At 52.3% G+C, this 17,918-nt stretch carries 16 protein-coding genes and 2 pseudogenes; 1 reads left to right on the forward strand and 17 read right to left on the reverse strand.

Translation table 11 applies throughout. The features are described 5' to 3' along the window. The 8 genes and pseudogenes from CUC53_RS07010 to CUC53_RS07045 form a co-directional block, all read right to left on the reverse strand. Nucleotides 1–247, reverse strand: a pseudogene (locus CUC53_RS07010) (fumarylacetoacetate hydrolase family protein); the annotation flags it as partial. 10 nt (nucleotides 248–257) lie between these two features. After that, nucleotides 258–1,409 carry a homogentisate 1,2-dioxygenase gene (locus CUC53_RS07015; protein WP_100293497.1) on the reverse strand — a complete coding sequence of 384 codons (1,152 nt, stop codon included), beginning with the start codon at nucleotides 1,407–1,409 and terminating at the stop codon, nucleotides 258–260. Further along, nucleotides 1,402–2,538: a 4-hydroxyphenylpyruvate dioxygenase gene (gene hppD, locus CUC53_RS07020; RefSeq protein WP_100293498.1), complete on the reverse strand. Its 1,137-nt coding sequence runs from the start codon at nucleotides 2,536–2,538 to the stop codon at nucleotides 1,402–1,404. The genes CUC53_RS07015 and hppD overlap by 8 nt, the downstream gene beginning before the upstream one ends. A 409-nt stretch (nucleotides 2,539–2,947) precedes the next feature. After that, nucleotides 2,948–3,607 (reverse strand): TIGR01621 family pseudouridine synthase, encoded by a 660-nt coding sequence (locus CUC53_RS07025; protein WP_100293499.1) that lies wholly within the window; start codon nucleotides 3,605–3,607, stop codon nucleotides 2,948–2,950. 156 nt (nucleotides 3,608–3,763) lie between these two features. Next, a complete protein-coding gene (locus CUC53_RS07030) occupies nucleotides 3,764–4,456 on the reverse strand; it encodes an ABC transporter permease (RefSeq protein ID WP_100293500.1) in 693 nt (230 codons plus the stop codon). Nucleotides 4,457–4,459: 3 nt separating this feature from the next. After that, a complete protein-coding gene (locus CUC53_RS07035; protein WP_100293501.1) occupies nucleotides 4,460–5,200 on the reverse strand; it encodes an ABC transporter permease in 741 nt (246 codons plus the stop codon). Between the two features lie 233 nt (nucleotides 5,201–5,433). After that, nucleotides 5,434–6,207 carry an ABC transporter substrate-binding protein gene (locus tag CUC53_RS07040; protein ID WP_100293502.1) on the reverse strand — a complete coding sequence of 258 codons (774 nt, stop codon included), beginning with the start codon at nucleotides 6,205–6,207 and terminating at the stop codon, nucleotides 5,434–5,436. A 49-nt stretch (nucleotides 6,208–6,256) separates the two neighbouring features. Next, entirely contained in the window at nucleotides 6,257–7,027 is a 771-nt protein-coding gene (locus tag CUC53_RS07045) for an ABC transporter ATP-binding protein (protein ID WP_100293503.1), read from the reverse strand. Between the two features lie 467 nt (nucleotides 7,028–7,494). Here CUC53_RS07045 and CUC53_RS07050 point away from each other — a divergent pair, with 467 nt between their 5' ends. After that, on the forward strand, nucleotides 7,495–8,397 hold the full coding sequence (locus CUC53_RS07050; protein ID WP_100293504.1) for a LysO family transporter: 903 nt from the start codon (nucleotides 7,495–7,497) through the stop codon (nucleotides 8,395–8,397). 102 nt (nucleotides 8,398–8,499) lie between these two features. Here the strand turns inward: CUC53_RS07050 and CUC53_RS07055 are convergent, their stop codons facing one another. The 9 genes and pseudogenes from CUC53_RS07055 to CUC53_RS07095 form a co-directional block, all read right to left on the reverse strand. Beyond that, on the reverse strand, nucleotides 8,500–8,862 hold the full coding sequence (locus CUC53_RS07055; RefSeq protein ID WP_100293505.1) for a DUF2750 domain-containing protein: 363 nt from the start codon (nucleotides 8,860–8,862) through the stop codon (nucleotides 8,500–8,502). Between the two features lie 166 nt (nucleotides 8,863–9,028). Continuing rightward, nucleotides 9,029–10,333: an inosine/guanosine kinase gene (locus tag CUC53_RS07060; RefSeq protein WP_100293512.1), complete on the reverse strand. Its 1,305-nt coding sequence runs from the start codon at nucleotides 10,331–10,333 to the stop codon at nucleotides 9,029–9,031. Between the two features lie 370 nt (nucleotides 10,334–10,703). Further along, nucleotides 10,704–11,606, reverse strand: coding sequence for a fimbrial protein (locus tag CUC53_RS07065; RefSeq protein ID WP_100293506.1), 903 nt, complete (start codon nucleotides 11,604–11,606; stop codon nucleotides 10,704–10,706). Nucleotides 11,607–11,623: 17 nt separating this feature from the next. Further along, nucleotides 11,624–12,127, reverse strand: a complete 504-nt coding sequence (gene fimG, locus CUC53_RS07070; RefSeq protein ID WP_100293507.1) for a type 1 fimbrial minor subunit FimG — start codon at nucleotides 12,125–12,127, stop codon at nucleotides 11,624–11,626. Between the two features lie 12 nt (nucleotides 12,128–12,139). Next, on the reverse strand, nucleotides 12,140–12,667 hold the full coding sequence (gene fimF, locus CUC53_RS07075) for a type 1 fimbrial adaptor subunit FimF (protein WP_100293508.1): 528 nt from the start codon (nucleotides 12,665–12,667) through the stop codon (nucleotides 12,140–12,142). A gap of 10 nt (nucleotides 12,668–12,677) precedes the next feature. Beyond that, complete coding sequence (locus CUC53_RS07080) at nucleotides 12,678–15,305, reverse strand: fimbrial biogenesis usher protein (RefSeq protein ID WP_100293509.1); 2,628 nt, start codon at nucleotides 15,303–15,305, stop codon at nucleotides 12,678–12,680. Between the two features lie 79 nt (nucleotides 15,306–15,384). Continuing rightward, entirely contained in the window at nucleotides 15,385–16,089 is a 705-nt protein-coding gene (locus tag CUC53_RS07085; protein ID WP_100293510.1) for a fimbria/pilus periplasmic chaperone, read from the reverse strand. Between the two features lie 529 nt (nucleotides 16,090–16,618). Continuing rightward, entirely contained in the window at nucleotides 16,619–17,158 is a 540-nt protein-coding gene (gene fimA / locus CUC53_RS07090; RefSeq protein WP_100293511.1) for a type 1 fimbrial major subunit FimA, read from the reverse strand. 524 nt (nucleotides 17,159–17,682) lie between these two features. Further along, nucleotides 17,683–17,918: pseudogene (locus CUC53_RS07095) on the reverse strand (IS5/IS1182 family transposase); the annotation flags it as partial.

Below are 17,918 nucleotides of genomic sequence, written 5' to 3' on the forward strand. Positions count from 1 at the left end.
CCCACTGGTAGGCGCGCGGCAGCGGAGAGAGGCAAGCCGCCTCATCAAAGGCAAACGCCTCGGCCACGCGGCCCTCGTTAAGCTGCTGATAGACAGCCTCCAGCCTGGGGGCAACCTCGGCCCACTCATCGAGGGCACCCTGCAAAGTCGGGGCTATCTCGCTCACCCGCACAGCCCGGGTCAGATCCCGGCTCACCACCACCAACGCGCCATCGCGCTTGCCATTGTTCAATGTTGCCAATTTCATAAGCGATTCCTTATTTGTCGGCAGCCGCGTCCAGGCGCTGCCAACTAGAGACATACTGGGTGTTCTCGATCCCCTCGCACAGACTGCCGACGTTCAGCGCATCGCGGGTATCGAGCATCACCGCCACCTCGTCGGTGAACTTCTTGGCATAGGCCTGCCCCGCCGCAAACGCCTTGGGATGGGGGCCATGGGTGAAGCCAGCGGGGTGGAAAGTGACCATACCCCGCTCGATGTTGTCCCGGCTAAAGAAGTCCCCAGCGTGGTAAAAGAGCACTTCGTCATAATCGTCGTTGCTGTGGTAGAAGGGCACCTTGAGGGCGCCGGGATCGCTCTCGATGGGGCGCGGCACGAAGGTACAAATCACGAAGCGGCTCGCCACAAAGGTGGAGTGGGCCGATGGCGGCAGATGGTAGCGGTGGCTCATCAGCGGCCGGATATCCCGCCAGTTGAGGCGCACCACGCACAAGTCGCCGTGCCACCCTTGTGCATCCAGCGGGTTGAACGGCCATGTGATGACACTAATCTCGTCGTGGCGTTTGACCTGCAGCGACCAAGGATTTTCATCTTGCTGCGCCAAAAAGCGCTCGTTGATGGCGGGCACATCGAGCGCTGCCGGATCGAAGATGGCGTGATTGCCCACCAGCCCCTTGTCCGGCAGCTGATAGCTGTCGTTGGTCGCCTCGATCATCAGGATGAACAGGGGCACCGTCGGCTCGATGCGCCACATGGTGCCGCGGGGGATCACCACGTAGTCGCCGTCCCGCAGAGTCAGATGGCCGTAATCGCAGAAGAACTCGCCGCCCCCCTCGTGGATAAACAGCAGCTCGTCGCCGTCAGCATTACGCACCAGAAACGGCATCGCCTCGGATAGCCGCCAGATCCGATAGCGGCAGTGGGGGTTGCTGAGAATGTCGGGGGCCCCCCAGGGGGAGAGTGAACTCACCTCCTCTTGCAGGGCATTGAGGTCAAACAGCCGTGGCCGCAGCGGCCCCTCCCAACTGCTCCAGTCGGTGGGGGCATGCTTGTGGTGCATGTGGGTAGCCGGGCCGAAAAAGCCGCTGCGCCCCAGTTCGCGCTCATAGATCGCCTGTTCAGGCAGATCGGCATGAGCCTGTCGGGAGTGGGTCCCCTCCCGATGGGGAAAATGAATCCAGTTACGCATCGCTCGCCCCCTCTTTGCCGGCACCCTTGTCATCCTCACCGCCATCCAGCACGCCGCGGCGGATCTGGTCCAGCTCGATAGATTCAAACAGCGCCTTGAAATTGCCCTCACCAAACCCTTGGTTGCCCTTGCGCTGAATGATCTCGAAGAAGACCGGGCCGATCACGGTATCAGTAAAGATCTGCAGCAGGATGCCATCCTGGGTGGGGGAGCCGTCGATGAGGATACGCAGCGCTTTGAGGGCTGCCAGATCCTCCTGATGTCCCTCGACCCGGCGGTTCACCTGCTCATAGTAGGTGTCTGGCGTCGGCATAAAACCGGTGCCACGGCTGCGCAGGGTGCGGATAGTGTGGTAGATATCGCTGGAGGCCATGGCGATGTGCTGGATCCCCTCCCCCTTGTACTGGCGCAGGTACTCCTCGATCTGCGACTTGTCATCCGCCGACTCGTTGATAGGGATGCGGATCTTGCCGCAGGGGGCGGTCATGGCACGAGAATGCAGCCCGGTCAATTTGCCCTCGATATCGAAGTAGCGAATTTCACGGAAGTTGCCGATCCGCTCGTAAAAGTTGGACCACACATTCATGTTGCCGCGCTGCACGTTGTGGGTCAGGTGATCGATCTCGATGAGACCGGCATCCACCTCCGCCATCCGGGCCTGCCAATCGGCATAAAAGACAAAATCCACGTCATAGATGGAGCCCTTGTCGCCATAGCGGTCGACAAAGGAGAGAGTGCTCTCGCCAATACCATAGATAGCGGGAATATTGAGCTCCATCGGGCCAATCTTGCCGACAAAGGGCTTGGCCCCCTTAGCGATGGCGAACTGCTGGGCCTTGCCCGCATCGCTGACCCGAAAGGCCATGCCGCAGACGCTCGGCCCGTGGGCTCTGGCAAACTGCTCCGCCTGCGAGTGGGGTTCGGCATTGACCACGAAGTTGATGTCCCCCTGCCGATAAAGCCAGCACTGTTTGTGCTTGTGCTGCGCTACCTCGGCAAACCCGAGTGAGATAAATAGCTGCTTGAGGGCGGCAATGCCGTTGGCATCGGGGGCGGTGTATTCGACAAACTCGAAGCCGTCCGTCCCTAACGGGTTGATGGTCTGGGTGGTCGATGAGGTGGCATTCATTGGGCGCTCCTTGCTCTTGATTCGGTGACAGCCAATTGCTGGGCGACGAGGCACAGCAAGTGTTAATGACTTGTTTCATTAGAAGCACGGCGGAGCAGGAAGAGAAGAGGCAGGCCGCAGATAATTGTGCGGGCTTAGCGAACAAAAGATGTAAATAGATGGTGACATTGACGCCGCTGCCTTGCGGATCAACCTATCACGACCCGCCCTACTGTCAGCTTTTCCTTACAGCTGCCAGCGCTTGACCATCAGATGGAGCGGATGTCAGATGGGACTGGTAAGGGCGTTTTGCGGTCGCGCTAGGATCGGTTTGCTCGGCTATCCCTACTCACCCATACCTACTCACTCATACCAGATCAACCATGCCTGCTCCGCCAACCCAGCAGCGACAGATCGGGTAGGCGGTCGCTCAGAGCGTAAGGGTCGTGATGGCGGCGGTGAGCTCTGGGGTGGCAAACTCACTCCCCACAGCGGGCGGGCAGGCCAGTTCAAACGGTTCCCCCGCAAGGGTGAAGCTAAGCCGCCAAGCGTGCAGATAGCCGCGATCAGCTGGCGTACCGCCATAACGCTCATCCCCCAAAATAGGCGCGCCGATGCTTTTGAGGGCAACCCGGATCTGGTGGGTCTTGCCAGTTTGGGGCTTGATGCGATAGAGCCGCAGCCCCTCGCGCACTGCCACCGAATCGAACCAGCTGATGGCGGGGTTATCCAGCGTGCGCGCCAGCAGCCAGTTGCCGCCGCGCCCCTTTTGCATATCCCCTTTCACCCAGCCCTGCTTCTTCTTGGGTTTGCGATCGGAGAGCGCCAGATACTGCTTGCTCACCTCGCGGGCCGCAAAGGCCATGCTCAGCGCGCGGTTCGCTTCGGTGGTGCGGGCCAGCAACACCAGCCCGGAGGTCATCTTGTCGAGCCGGTGCACCGGATAGAGAGTGAGCCCAGTGTCAGCCTTGACCCGATTGACTAACCCCCGCGCAATGCCCTGCTCCCCCACCTGCTCATCGTGCATACCGATGCCAGGCAGCTTGTCGAGAACCAAAAAATCGGGGTGTTCAAACAATATTCGGTACATACGGCCTCGGGAAAATAGGGAGAGCTAGCAGTCATCAGCGGGCTGCCACATGGCGACGCTGCATTCTCCCTGCTCGGCCGCCATTTGGCAAACCGAGCGGGCAGATGAAAAATGGCCCCACCTGCAACAGGCGGGGCCATCTTGGCAGATCAACCCTTACACATTGCGCGGACGCAGGTGGGCGTGCCAGCGCGCTTCCCACTTCTTGAACAGCCAGACGATGACAAAGGTGAGCAACATATAGAGCAGCCCCGCGGTCAAAAATGCCTCGAACGGACTGTAGTAGCGGGAGTTGATGATCCGCGCCGCGCCGGTCAAATCGACGATGGTGATGATGCCCGCCACCGCCGAGCCCTGCAGCATAAAGATCACCTCATTGCTGTATGCCGGCAGTGCCCGACGAAACGAGTTGGGTAAAATGATCCGGGTCAGGGTCTGCCAGCGGGTCATGCCAAAGGCGTGGGCCGCCTCAATCTGGCCGCGCGACATGTTGTGCACCGCCCCGCGCACAATCTCGGCGGTATAGGCGCCGGTGTTGAGGGTGAAAGCCAGCAGGGCGCAGAACCAAGCCTCGGCGAACAGCGACCAAGCAGCGCTGTTTTTCAGCCACTCCCACTGAGCGGCGCCATAGTAGATGATAAAGAGCTGCACCAGCAGCGGGGTACCGCGAAAGAAGTAGATATAGGCCCAGATCGGCCCCTTGATCAGCCAGTTACGGCTGTTGCGCAGGATGCCCATGGGCACCGCCAGCATCAGCCCAAGGATCAGCGAGACCGCCACCAGCCAGACGGTGGTATAGAGCCCCTCCCAATAGGTGGGCCACTCTTTGAGAATGATTGAGAAATCCATGGCTTACCTCGTCTTGATGGCGTAATGGCGCTCGGCCCACTTGAGCAACGAGGTCGAGACCGCAGTGAAGATCAGGAAGATCAGCGCCACTGCCATGTAGAAGGTGAAAGGCTGCTGAGTCGACCCCGCCGCCAAGGAGGCTTTGCGCACCATATCATCAAGCCCGATGATCGAGACCAGCGCGGTAGTTTTCAGCAGCACCAGCCAGTTGTTGCCAAACCCCGGCAGGGCATGGCGCATCATCTGGGGCAATAAGATGCGGATAAACAGCTGACCAGGCCGCATGCCAAACGCACGCGCGGCTTCTAACTCTCCTTTATCCACTGCCAATATGGCACCGCGAAAGGTTTCCGCCATGTAAGCGCCAAAGATAAAACCAATGGTTGCCACCCCAGCCACAAAAGGGCTGATATCGATGTAGTCTGGCAACAATGAGACCCACTCCTGATTGGGATCACTGGCCAGCAAATAGCGGTTGTAATGCTCATTCACCCAGCTGCACAGGTAGTTGATAAACAGCTGCCCACCAAAAAACAGCAGCATCATCAATACCAAGTCTGGGATGCCACGCACAAGGGTGGTGTAGAGCGTGGCCAGCGCACGGGCCCACGGGTAGGGGGAGAGTTTAGCCAACGCCCCCAACATGCCGAGCAAGAGCGCCAGCAGCAACGAGGCCAGCGCCACCTCCAGTGTCACCCACGCCCCCTCCAATAAGGAGGCCTCATACCCTTTTAAATCAAACATAAGCCGATCCATCGCCATGGTGCCAACACCCCCGCGCTCCCGCGAGGTGGCTACCTGTTACATCCAACACCCGCCAGCAGTAATTAAATGGGCCCGTCACACCGAGGGGTAACGGGCCCAATGACGACGAACGGGGTCAACCGATTAGCCTTAAGTGGTCAGCGCTTTGGCCCACCCCATCCGCGACGTTGAGCAAGGAGGATTGTGTTTTGCCGACCTCAACGCGGCCGTTGTCACTCGCCGTACACATCAAACTCAAAATACTTGTCGTTGATCGCCTTGTACTTGCCGTTGGCCCGTAGTGCTTGGATCGCCACATTGAACTGCGCTTTGAGATCGCTATCCGTTTTGCGCACCGCAATACCCGCCCCTTGGCCAAACCACTTAGGATCGGTCAATGCGGGGCCGACAAACTCAAATTGATCTCCGCCCTCTTTCTTCAGCAGGCCATCGTTGATGGCGGCAGAGTCGGCCAGTACATAGTCCACGCGACCAGATTTGAGATCGAGGTAGGCTTCATCCGCGGTGCCATAACGTTTGATGGTGGCATTGGGGAAGTTATCGGTAATAAAGGTATCCATGGAGGTAGCGCGCTGCACCGCGACCGACTTGCCTTCCATAAAGGCTTTGTCGAGTTGCACCTCGGTGCCTTTCTTGGCGGCAAAGCGGGCCGGTATATGCTGGTACTTCTGGGTGAAGTCCACCTTGTTCTTACGCTCTTCGGTGATGTCCATGGTGGCAATGATGGCGTCAAACTTGCGCGACAGCAGCGCCGGAATAATGCCATCCCAATCTTGCTTGATCAGGGTGCATTTGGCCTTCATCTCTTCACACAGGGCATTGGCGATGTCGATGTCAAAACCTTTCACTTCACCACTGGCTTCAGTCCAAGAGAAAGGGGGATAGGCGCCTTCGACCCCAATGCGGATCTCTTTCCACTCCTTGGCTACCACATTACCGGATGTCACCGCTGTGACGATCGCTGTCACTAGTATCAGCTTGTTCATATATCTCTCCTTGATAACTCATTGAACATCTCAGACCGACCCTCCCCCATCAGTAGATGGACGAGATAAATTGCTTGAATCGCTCAGAGGTGGGATGGGCAAACATCTCCTTGGGGTTACCCTCCTCCTCGACCCGCCCCTGATGTAAGAACATTACCTTGTTCGATACATCACGAGCAAACGACATCTCATGGGTGACCACCAACATGGTGCGCCCCTCTTCGGCCAACTCGCGCATCAAGGTGAGCACTTCCCCGACCAACTCGGGATCAAGTGCAGATGTCGGCTCGTCAAACAACATCACCTCGGGCTCTACTGCCAAGGCGCGGGCAATAGCAGCACGCTGTTGCTGACCACCGGAGAGGTGGCCTGGGTAGTAGTCGCGCCGCTCCCACAGCCCCACCCGGTTGAGCAGCTGCTCGGCCTTGGTCACCGCCTCGGCACGGGGCACCTTGAGCACCTGAATGGGCACTTCAATGAGGTTTTGTAGAATGGTCATGTGTGACCACAGGTTGAAACTTTGAAACACCATGGCCAGTCGGCTACGGATCCGCTCCACTTGGCGCATATCCTCTGGCAATCGCTCACCGGTACGACTGGTTTTCATACCAATCACTTCGCCATGAAGCGCAACAGTGCCCGATGAGGGGATTTCAAGCAGGTTAATACAGCGAAGAAAGGTGGATTTGCCCGATCCAGAGGAGCCAATCAAGGAGATCACATCCCCTTTGTGGGCGGTCATATTAATGCCCTTGAGCACTTCATGGCTGCCGAAATACTTGTGCAAACCACGCACTTCCAATGCGGCTACGTTGCTCATCCATTACAACCTTATCTGTCCTTAGAGAGTGAGATTGGCTAACCCACCAAAATTAACAAAAAAACAACAAGTGGTGGCTGTTAGCGAAAATAGCATTCAGCCAGTGTGAACACAACACTGACCCCGTGAAGCTGAGAATTAATCGCTACCAACATCGATTAACTTAGTATTTTATAGCATTTAATTTGCATAAAACTGACTAATTAGTCTTGAAACGTACCGCTGTTTTATACGCGTATGGCTGCTGTAGCAAGCAAATTCCACCATATGGCGCGGCAAACGTGATGCAAACATATGCGGTCGGCCGATCCTGCGCCGTGCGCCAAATGGATCTACATTGCTCTCACCGGACGGCTGCCGCGGCTGGGGCGTGGTCTGATGCAAGTAAAAAGGGTGAGAGATGTGCCATTGCTCACAGCAGTAATGTTAAAGTGCCGCTTTTCCCCATCTGGATGTTCGAGACGTCGATGTTGCTGAATGTGTTACTGATCCTATTACCACTGTTAATCGGTTATCTGATCCCCCTCTCCTCTGCCCGCCTGACTCGGCTGGTCAATCAGGCGCTGGGCAAGATGGTCTACCTTATCCTCTTCCTGATGGGGCTGGGGCTGGCCTATGTTGAGAACCTCAGCAGCCATCTTGCCATGATCGCCCACGTAGCGGGCGTGATGTTTGGCGCTATCACCTTGAGTAATCTCTTGGCACTCTGGTGGCTGGACCAGCGCTCGCCCCCCACCCACGAAGCCAGTGATAGCAAGATGCCGAGCAAATTACAGCTGGCGTGGGAGTCGCTGCGCCTCTGTTTTGTGGTGTTAGGGGGGCTATCACTCGGGCTAGTTGTCAATCTACACAGCTTACCCATCGATAAACTGGGCGAGTGGGCGCTGATGTTGCTGTTATTGCTCATTGGGGTGCAAATGCGCAACTCCGGGATGCGGCTCCGCCAGATCTTACTCAACCCTTGGGGGATGAAAATAGCCCTGACCGTGGTCCTCAGCAGCTGGGTTGGCGCACTGCTAGCAGCTCAGCTGTTGGGGATCCCGCTCACCCACGGGCTGGCGCTCGGCTCCAGTTTTGGCTGGTATTCCCTCTCCGGTATTCTGGTGGCCGATAAACTAGGGCCGATCTTGGGAGCGGCCGCCTTTATCAACGATCTGGGACGTGAGCTCATCGCCATTTTGCTCATCCCGCTGCTGATGCGCCGCCATCCCTCGGCCGCCATTGGTTATGGTGGCGCTACCGCGCTGGACTTTACCCTGCCCGTGATCCAGCGCTCGGGCGGGATTACCGTCGTGCCGGTGGCGATTGTCTCAGGTTTTATTTTGAGCCTACTCGGCCCCATTCTGATCTTGGGCTTTTTGGCTCTGTAACCGCGCTCAGCGCTCCCCGTCGTCTTGGTTCACCTGCCCCAAAAGCAACAACCCCCTGCGAAGCAGGGGGTTGCGTAGCCAAACAAATGGGCTCAGGCCGGATCAGGCATCGAGCTCCACCAGTGCTTTCGCCAACTCGATAGGCTCTAATTCATGCCCTTCTAACTCAGCATTCCAATTTGGGCCAACTAACACGTCATCGTCATCCAGATCATTGATCCAGATATCAAGAAACTCTTCTAATTCAATCGCTGCTGGCTCATAGTCGGCCCACTCTTCCACACAGTGCTGCCGAGCATCGAGTTCGGCAGACCAGAGTGGCATCACGTCGGCATCCTCAAATTCAGCAGATCGGCACACGACCCAGTCTTCCCCGTACCGTAACCCCCACACCTGACCCGACTCGCGGACTTGTTCGATAAACAGTTGGAAATTGGCGTCAAGGTTGTCAGTTAACATGCTCATGGGACTCTCTCTTACTGGCAGGTGCTGCCAAACGGCAGTCAGGTCATTAAATGGTGTCGTAAAAGTGATACCGACTCAAGCATCTTGCTCGTGATCACCAAAAAAAGCCGTAAAAACCATGATTTACCGCTGACAGCCGCGCCTAAACAGAGATTGCGAAGCAGGATCAGCGCTCCCAGTATACCTCTTCCAAACTATCTTCTTTTTCGGGTAAGCCTCGGGAAAGCCGCGGGCTACTTTGCGCCAGCACTTCATAACTCACCCGATTGGCATATTTGCAAACCTGAGCCAACGAGGAGTAGGTCAAAAACTCACAGAGGTGCTTGGCTGAATTGGGCACATTCATCCGATGATAGGCGTTAGCCACCATGTCGTGCAGCACAGCAGAGAGCGCGCCATCGCCAGCCCCATTGGTATTCTTGATCTTTTCAGGCCCACCCATATAAGGAGAAATATGAGAGTAGATGCGCGCTGGCCTGCGGCATTTGGCTCGCGCCATGGGACGGCTGAACTCATACATATTAAATTCGGGGATCACCCCAGGTAGTAGGGTATGGGTGGTTTCGCGCTTGTAATCTTCATCGGTATAACTGGCCATATAGAGGCCAACAGGGCCAGCCGTGCAGAGCACCATATCAGCCCAATCGAGGGCCTTATCTGCAGCACCGAGGGGATCGGCAATCCCGGTCAAGGCCTCTGCTTCGTCCTCGTTCATGGCCAAGACGGTCACGTTTTGGGCAATGAAGTCACGCCACCACTCAGGGTTATCTGCAATCACAAAACGAGTCCCCAAGGTTAACACCACCGGTACCCCCGCAGCACGGGCATGGCGTACCGCTTTCATCGCCGCCTCTTTCATCGGGTCGCCATCATCACCACGCACTAAATAAGCGGTAATGACCAAGGCTGAGGCGCCTTTGATCACCTCCTCTGGTATATGGGACACATCGAGCTGGTTCATCTTGCCCGCATTAATGCCAAAACTGCGTTCACCACACTCCGTGATAAAGGTAAAACAGCGGCCGATGGGGCCAGCTACCGGTTGCAGGTAATCGAGGTTCACCCGTGAAGAGGTGTTGCATAGATAGCGATAGGCGTAACTACCAATGCGGATATCTTGGCTCATCACCCCCAATAAAATGGAGTGAGAATCCGCTAATACCGAGTAGTTGTGCATGGTATTGCCAATAGTGCCACCCGCGAATTCACTCACCACCATGTTGTGCGTTTTCAGCTCTTGGTAGATCTGTTCGGCGATGTCGTCGGTGATCACCACGGAATGGCCCTTACTCAAGCCATATTTACGCAAAAACCCATCATCGACATGGGCTTCAATGTCCACCAAGGTCTGATCTATCCCCACGACGTAGGCTTTTTCTAATTCCGTTAGTAAGGGATGTTGCGGGATAAGGGGGTCACGTCTGTCCACGGGAAAATAGTGTTTGGACTTGCGCTGGCCGGGAAATTTCATGGCGATCATCTGCGTTCTGGGGATGAAGAGGGGCGCGATTTTAGCACAATCTGCCGACGCGAAAAGTCGCAGGATTTAAATTATGCAGCCCGAGATAACAAGGCCGGCCAGAAAAACGTTTGTCTTAACATCAGCACAAGGTTGCAATACGGGCTTAGCTACCGTAATAACGTGCTCGCTATAAATAGACAGGCAGTAGATATTAATAAACAGAGTCAACCACATTTGGCCGTTAAATAAAAAACCCCCGATTTGATATATCGGGGGTGCGACGTAACGCTAACTGAAAATAGATCGGCTTATTTCAGACGTATCTAGTATGCCGCCTTTCTGTCATTTATTTACAACAGTAATGGACTAAACACTGAGCTTACTGGTAAGTAAACGTTACCCCAATAATGGATTGAACATTACCTGCGGTCACTTGGCCACTGGTGCGTGCATAAGTGGCGGTCAAACCTAAGTTTACGGCTGAGCTACCGACTGTTCCTAATGAAACATTATTGTTAGCTCGGATAGCTGTACCGTTTCGCCTCATCTGTACGCCAATTCCTTGTGCGGGTGAACCTGACGCAGTATTGACAAAAATAGAATTATCGCCACCAAAGGTAGTACCCGTCAGATAGTAGCTGAGCCGCTGGTTTTGAGCACAATAAACGCTCACTGGCACCGCCACTGAGCCTGGGTAGTCAGGCAGGGTAACCGTCACATTACGGGCGGATACATCGCAGCCACCTGTTGGAACGACGACATTATTATTTGCGTGAATATTCCAAATAAAATTTCTAGGGTTTCCATCGCTGGCAATTTTATACATATGAAGTTGTGCTATAAGTTCGCCACTCCGAATCACAACGCCACCAGCGGCACCTATTGCTCTGAGATAGATGCGTAATGGTAATCCACGAGAATCTGTATGAGTGATTGTGTACACAGATGAATTACCATTCAACGGCAATCCATAAGTATTACCCGCCCATTCAACACTACCAGTAAACGAAACTAACGCCCCACCAAACGCAGAGCCGCTAGTGAGGTTAATCCAATCAATAATTTGACCTTGGTAAGAGTCATTTTTGCAGAATATTGAAGAAGATAAGTCGACAACCAAGTTTTGACCTACGCCGATAGACGGCGTCAGGTTGACGTAAACGTTCGCTGATCCATTTGTGATAAATTGTCCAGTATAGGAAACTTGACAGCTGAAAGCCGCAACGTTCAGCGACCATCCCATCAGCAGCGTTGCAGTAAGCAGAGCGGTGATTTTTCTCATTAACATACTCTCTTGGCTCAAGCGTAGGTGTAGGTGATATTAATCACCGCCTGAATAGTTCCGTCGCTAGGTCGACCATTAACTGACACAGCCCGAACCCGAAGTGGAAAACGGGTCGACAATGAACTGTCATTAACTTGGACTGATTTGCGCGCCCCATTATTAAGCCTCGTACCGTTGTCGTCCTGCAGTTCGAGCTGGATATTGCGCGCGGTGCCGTCGTTTCTGTAATAGCCAGTATTGTCCGTAGCACCGCTAAAAGTAGCGACAACACGGGAAGTACCTATTGGGCAGTTGCTCAAATTCAGCGCGACACTGTGCCACGTGGAAGTAGAACCCGCCGTTCTAAAATCAAAAGTATAAAGATCACCCAAGTCGATAGTGGCATTGGGGGTGTCTACCGTACACGGCCTAGCTACCACTCGGCCATTCACTGTGATGTCAATGTCAGCAGCCTGCAGCACAGCAGTGTTTATCATCAATCCACTAGCCAGAAGCCATCCTGTATATCGTTGTTTCATCTCAGCCTCCGGTTATTCGAATTCAAGGGTAAAGGTCGCTGTGGCGTAAACGCGGCCAGCAGTAACTGGCACACGAGTTGCCACCAAGCGAGCATAGAAGTCGAGAGTGTTAGCCTGGCCAGCCGTCAATCGCGTCCACTGAATGGACGATGAAGGCGCATTAATCGGCAACATCTCTTGCTGCCGATTAAGGATTTGCACAGCCATACCTGCAGCAGCTGAAGCACCTCCATCGATTCTCAACAGGTTACTGTTATCCCTATCTTGTGGCCCACTGAAGCCGAGTTTCACTGCTTTTACTGAGTCACCACAGGGCGACAATACGATACGAAACGGCACTAACGGGGTAGCAGCACCAATCGCATGGAACTGCTTTGTAGCGTTGCGCATAAGGTTAACAGTGAAATCTTTAGACTCGCTTGCAACCACGCAAACGTTGTCACGAACATGTCCTCGGATGGTAATAGTACTATCTGCCGCAAAGGAGCTAGCGCAGACTAATGTCAGTAAATATCCTAAAGCATTAAATCTATTTATCATCGCGTATCCCTCAACGGCATTCTGCCGATAGCTGACTGAGATCTTGATGCAAGCTCTCTTCCGGCAAGCGATAGCTTGCTACACAGCTAGCATTGGCCCCGTCGCCCCATTTAACCTGCACATTACCCTCAAGTGGCATCCCATTCAGATAGACTTGGCCGTTATCGGCTACTATGCTGCCGCTCTGGTTGCTATCGGAGGATGCAATAGCGCCGAAAGGAACTGGCTTGTCATCATGAGTAAGGGTTAGCAACAATTTGACACCTACATGAGCGGTGAAATCTGCCCGAACAATAGCACCGTGGGTAGGCACCACATTCGTTACTGCATCTTCAAGATCGACGTTCTGAGCGAGCGTATTGGTATCAAGCGCAACTCGGTTTTCTCTGTACTCGGTAGCGAAAGGTAGTACTGCATAACCACGATGGTCCGTTTTCACCCCAGTCTGGTTTTCCACTTTCACGCCATCTGCGCCTGGTGCTTTCACCAGAACTACAGTGTCATTAAGAGGCTGGCTGAGGGTTAAACCATCAGCGTGAGCCAACACCCCCCCACTCACTCCGTAGCTGACCTGCTTGACATCTTGGCTATGGCTATAGCTGACGTTAGCGTTACCGTAACCACCGCGGTAGTTTAACCCGGCAAAACCCGTACTGCTGCTGCCGACGTCACCGCCGTTAGCGTAACCGGTCAATACGTTATAACTCAGGTTGTTGTCTTCAAGCAGGGTTCCATAAAGACCGGTCAGATTACTTACTCGACCATTAAGGTCGTGCGACATGCTGTAGGTAGCGTTTGCTGACTTCAATGGCGACTTACTGTCTGAGGATAACCAGTGACTGAAAGGAATGTTAACGTTGAACGCCAGCATTTGGTCTCGTCCTAACAGCCAATCATTTTTGGTTAAGCTGTAGTTGAGTGAGATATTAATGTCGCCAAGAGACGTGCTTAACCCAGCCTGCAACTGCTGATCCGTGTTATCGCTCAGCCAATAGGTCTGACGGCTGCCACTTAAATAAAGTGTTGCAGTACGTCCCACCTGCTGAGTAAAACTCAGCTGAACCCTTCCTCGTTTGTTATAAGCAAGGTTGAAGTAATTGGTGAGTGGAGGTGTTACATGTTCCACACCATTCTCAGTTTGCACGTCGAAACCACTCATACGGCGGTAACTAGTATCGACGAAGCTATAATAACCTTTCGTAGAATAGCGATAACCCACAAGTTGGATATTAGTCCCGACCTCGTTTAATGACTTATTATAAAGAAACCGGATCGACTGCCCCTGATGTTCACTATCATCGGGCAGCGTAGAGCTTGCTTGGGTGATATCGACCGATACTGCGCCGAAATCGTTCATGTCCTTACCTACGCCAAAATTAAAGGCACGGTAGAGATCAGCAAGCTGAGTACCTCCATACAAGGTCCAGCTAGCGGGCAGTCCATGCAAGACGCTGCCTTGGAGAAACTTTGGATTCTCATGCTGATCACTACCACTGCGATATTCCCCAGCGGTTAGTGCATAACGGGTATGGCCTTCACGTTGCAACAACGGCACTGTTGACCAAGGAATGTTAAAAACTTGGCTGCTGCCATCACTTTCTTTAATAGTGACCTGCAGGTCACCTCCACTACCCGTGGCATACAAATCGTTAATAGTAAAAGGCCCTGGTGGTACCGTACTCTGGTAAATTTCATAGCCATTCTGCGTGATAGATACTTGTGCAGTACCACGTGCAATACCACGTACTACTGGCGCAAAACCTCTCTGGCTATCCGGCAACATATTGTCGTCGCTCGCGAGCTGTATCCCGCGGAAATTGATGCCATCAAAAACATCACCATTTGTAAAACTATCGCCGAAGATCACACGGGCACGCAAGGGAACGACATCTCGCTCCAACCAAGTATTGACATGCTGCCATCTCTGACTGTTTGAGCCAACGCCGCCAGAGCTGTAACTCCAGTTGGAGCCATCACGTAAACGCCACGCGCCTAGGTTGAGACCACTTTGCAGCCTTAGCCAAGCAGAATTACTGATACCGGAATTACTATGCACGTTGTTGCCAGTAAAGCTGTAATTAAGCAGCCCAGCGTTGATGCCGTCATCCCATCGCTCGGGTGGAATGTAACCGCGCGCGCTATTGGTCATAAAAGCCTGTGGCACTGTAATGTACAAACGCTGCTGCCCGACATCAAAACGCGTCGTCGCATCACTGATAAGGTCAGCCAGTGGTACACAAGCATCAGCTGCGAGAGCATCAATGCCACTGACAGCTGCTGTGTTTACACCCATATCAGTTAGCTGACTAGGGGTGATACACGGACTTAATCCATAGTCTTTTTCGCTGCTGTTAAAAGTGACATCGCGAGTAACTACTAAACCATCATTAAGGTAGATATCTACGCGATATACACCAGGTGGAACTTCTTGACCATTTTCAAAGCCGGAAAGGTCCGCAACTGCAGCTGGGTCGTCAGACAAAAAACGAGGGTTAAAATATAGTTCAGCATGCGCATAACCCGTTGATAAAACAAAACTGAGTACAACGGGGAGTTTCACAATGCCTAGAACAGTCCACTGACGAATAAGTGCACTGCTGGCACCCAAGAGGCCCAGTCTATATTTGAGATGTAACATAATCGATCCAGTCTTAACTCACCAAGCTGTCAGCTCTTATTTACTGCGGAAAATCGTCCATTAAAGGGACTTATTTTAATTAATGAAAAACACCATCTCTCTTTGGTGTCAATGCACCATAATCATTAATCGTGCGATAAGTAATTTTGCTACCTGCATCTGCTGGCAACTTGACCGAGGCCTCTCCCATCGGGGGCACCAATGCATTTTCTAGCTTTTGATTACCAGCCGTCAGCTCCGTGACCGTCAGATAATAAGGTGTCGGGTTGGTTAGCGTTAACGATGAGCCACTGCGACTAAATGTCAGCTTTGCTGCGGCCTGGTCAGGAGCAAGCGCTAAATTGGCTGGGCGATAATAAAATTTGATTCGGCTGATGATCGCTAGTTGTAAGGTGTTTTCACTCGCTTTCGATTTATCCGTTGAAGGGATTGCCTTAACATTAAGCCAAAACAAACTTTCGCGATCTTTCGGGAGTTGGTTGTTAGTCGCATCAATTATGCGCAAGGTATTCTCTTTTTTCCCCTGCATGGCGAACAATGGTGGTGTAATCACGAAACGACCATCTTTCACGCCAGCAGTATTTTCTATCCATGATTGGATCAAATAGGTACTAGTGTCGTCGTTGTTACTTACACCTAGCTGAACCTGCTTTTGTCCTGCTGGATAGACAACTCGTGTAGCTCCGAGAGAAACACCAGCATGCACCAAAGCCGAATAACTACTTACGGCCAGCATAAATAAGATCGCAACGAATCCGTAGATATTCTTCTGTTTCACTTTCATATTCGCTCCTATGTAATCACTGTTGTTTCTTGTCTTCGGCACGTCAAACAGCCCCCAAAATAACCCATCACACAATAAAAGCACTAAATCTGCACAGTGGGGTATTCCATGGGGTTAGCTGGTCTTCTTTATCACACATTTATAACTAAAGAACTATACGCAATTTTCGCCTACTAGGGGTGATGTCAAGGATTTTTATCATCGAGAAAACCACGACACACTAATCGACCGTGGTATTATAAGCCCGTAATAGACAAGAATTTGGTGTTTTCTGAGAAAGAGATGCGGTCATGACTATGTACCATATAATGAATATTTTTTATTTTCATTAACTAGCCATCACTCTGCGATAATGCTTCTAGAAATAGATACTTTCTCCGTTATTATGGCGTGTAGATAATTACTAACCTGTGCCATCTACAACAATGCCAACTAAATTATTTCTCACTCCTTGAATCTTGATGAATCCAATCTAACTCAAAACAATGGGCCATCCTAGCCCACAACACATCCCTGTCCGGTGTTCGAATTAGTTGTACTGCACGCTGAAGGTGGCTTCTGCGTTAGCAGTACCGGCAGTGGCTGCGCCAGTTGCGTAATAACGAGCTTGGAAAGGCAGAACGTTAGTACCATTATTCAAGGTAGTTGGAGCGCTAAAGCTTGCGCCATTCAAAGCCAATGGTGTACCAGTTCTGTCGAGGATCTGTACGCCAACGTTGTTAGCAACGCCAGCAGCAGAGCTTTGCAGAGCCAGAACGTTGGCGTTGGCGTTAACGGTAGTGCCTGAGAAAGCAACAGATGCTTGGTCAGCAACGGTGCTATCGCAGTCGTTCAATTGGATATTGAAACCGACAGCAGAGCTGGTGCTGCCTGAAGTAGCTAAGCGAGCGGAACGAACCTGACCTAACTGAACAGTCTGATTTGAAGAACCGGCGTCTACTGCACAGGCTGCGTTAACAACCTCACCTTCAAACTTCACGGTACCACCGTTCACAACTTGTGCTAGAGCTGCTGCTGAATTCAGAGCCAGTACTGAAAAAGCTACCATTGAAATTGTTTTGATTTTCATGCTGTTTTCCTTATTTTTAGTTAAATTGGTATTGCTGTTATTGATATTTACAACAACACCCTGCGTGTATCTAAATTATACGCTTCGGTCTTGACATTATTTTTCGTACGAGACGCTGTAATTCGGCGTCACCGCAAACCAAAATAGAGCCATGGCATACGCCACGCCTATTACCTGTCGAGGTCTAATAGGTGCACGTACTATATCAGGGAGTAATCAACTTTAAAAGTGAAATTTAATATTACTGAAGATTATCATTTTTAGGGATTTATTTTAAATCGGCTCTTTATTGTAGGAATAAGCTGTAGGAATAAGCTGTAGGAATAAGCTGTAGGAATATATAAGTCCTGCTATTATTTTTGATTAATATAACAGACTATCCGAACGAATGAGCGTTAAGGTAATAAATACAACGCCCATGTTTCCCTTCGGGATATACTGCCGTAGAAGCCCGTTTGTGTTCTCATTGGCGTTGTTGCCCAAATCAGCCAGCAAGTCATGACTTCCCAAGTCTTAGGTGACAGCTACACTCGGGGCTGTCTGATAGGCAGACCTAGGGTGTTCAGTTTGTTGATTGCACTCACATACGCCATGACTTCTCCCACCTGACCGTTATATTTTCGCAGACTGATTTTCTCCGCCAGCAACTGCTTGAACCGATACCTTGCCGTTTCTGCCAGAGAACGACGGTGATACCCCGATATCTTCTTCCAGTGCACCACTCCTTCCTTGCGCATTACCCTGTCTCTTATACACATCT

The sequence above is a fragment of the Aeromonas cavernicola genome (assembly GCF_002795305.1).
Taxonomy (GTDB): Bacteria; Pseudomonadota; Gammaproteobacteria; order Enterobacterales; family Aeromonadaceae; genus Aeromonas; species Aeromonas cavernicola.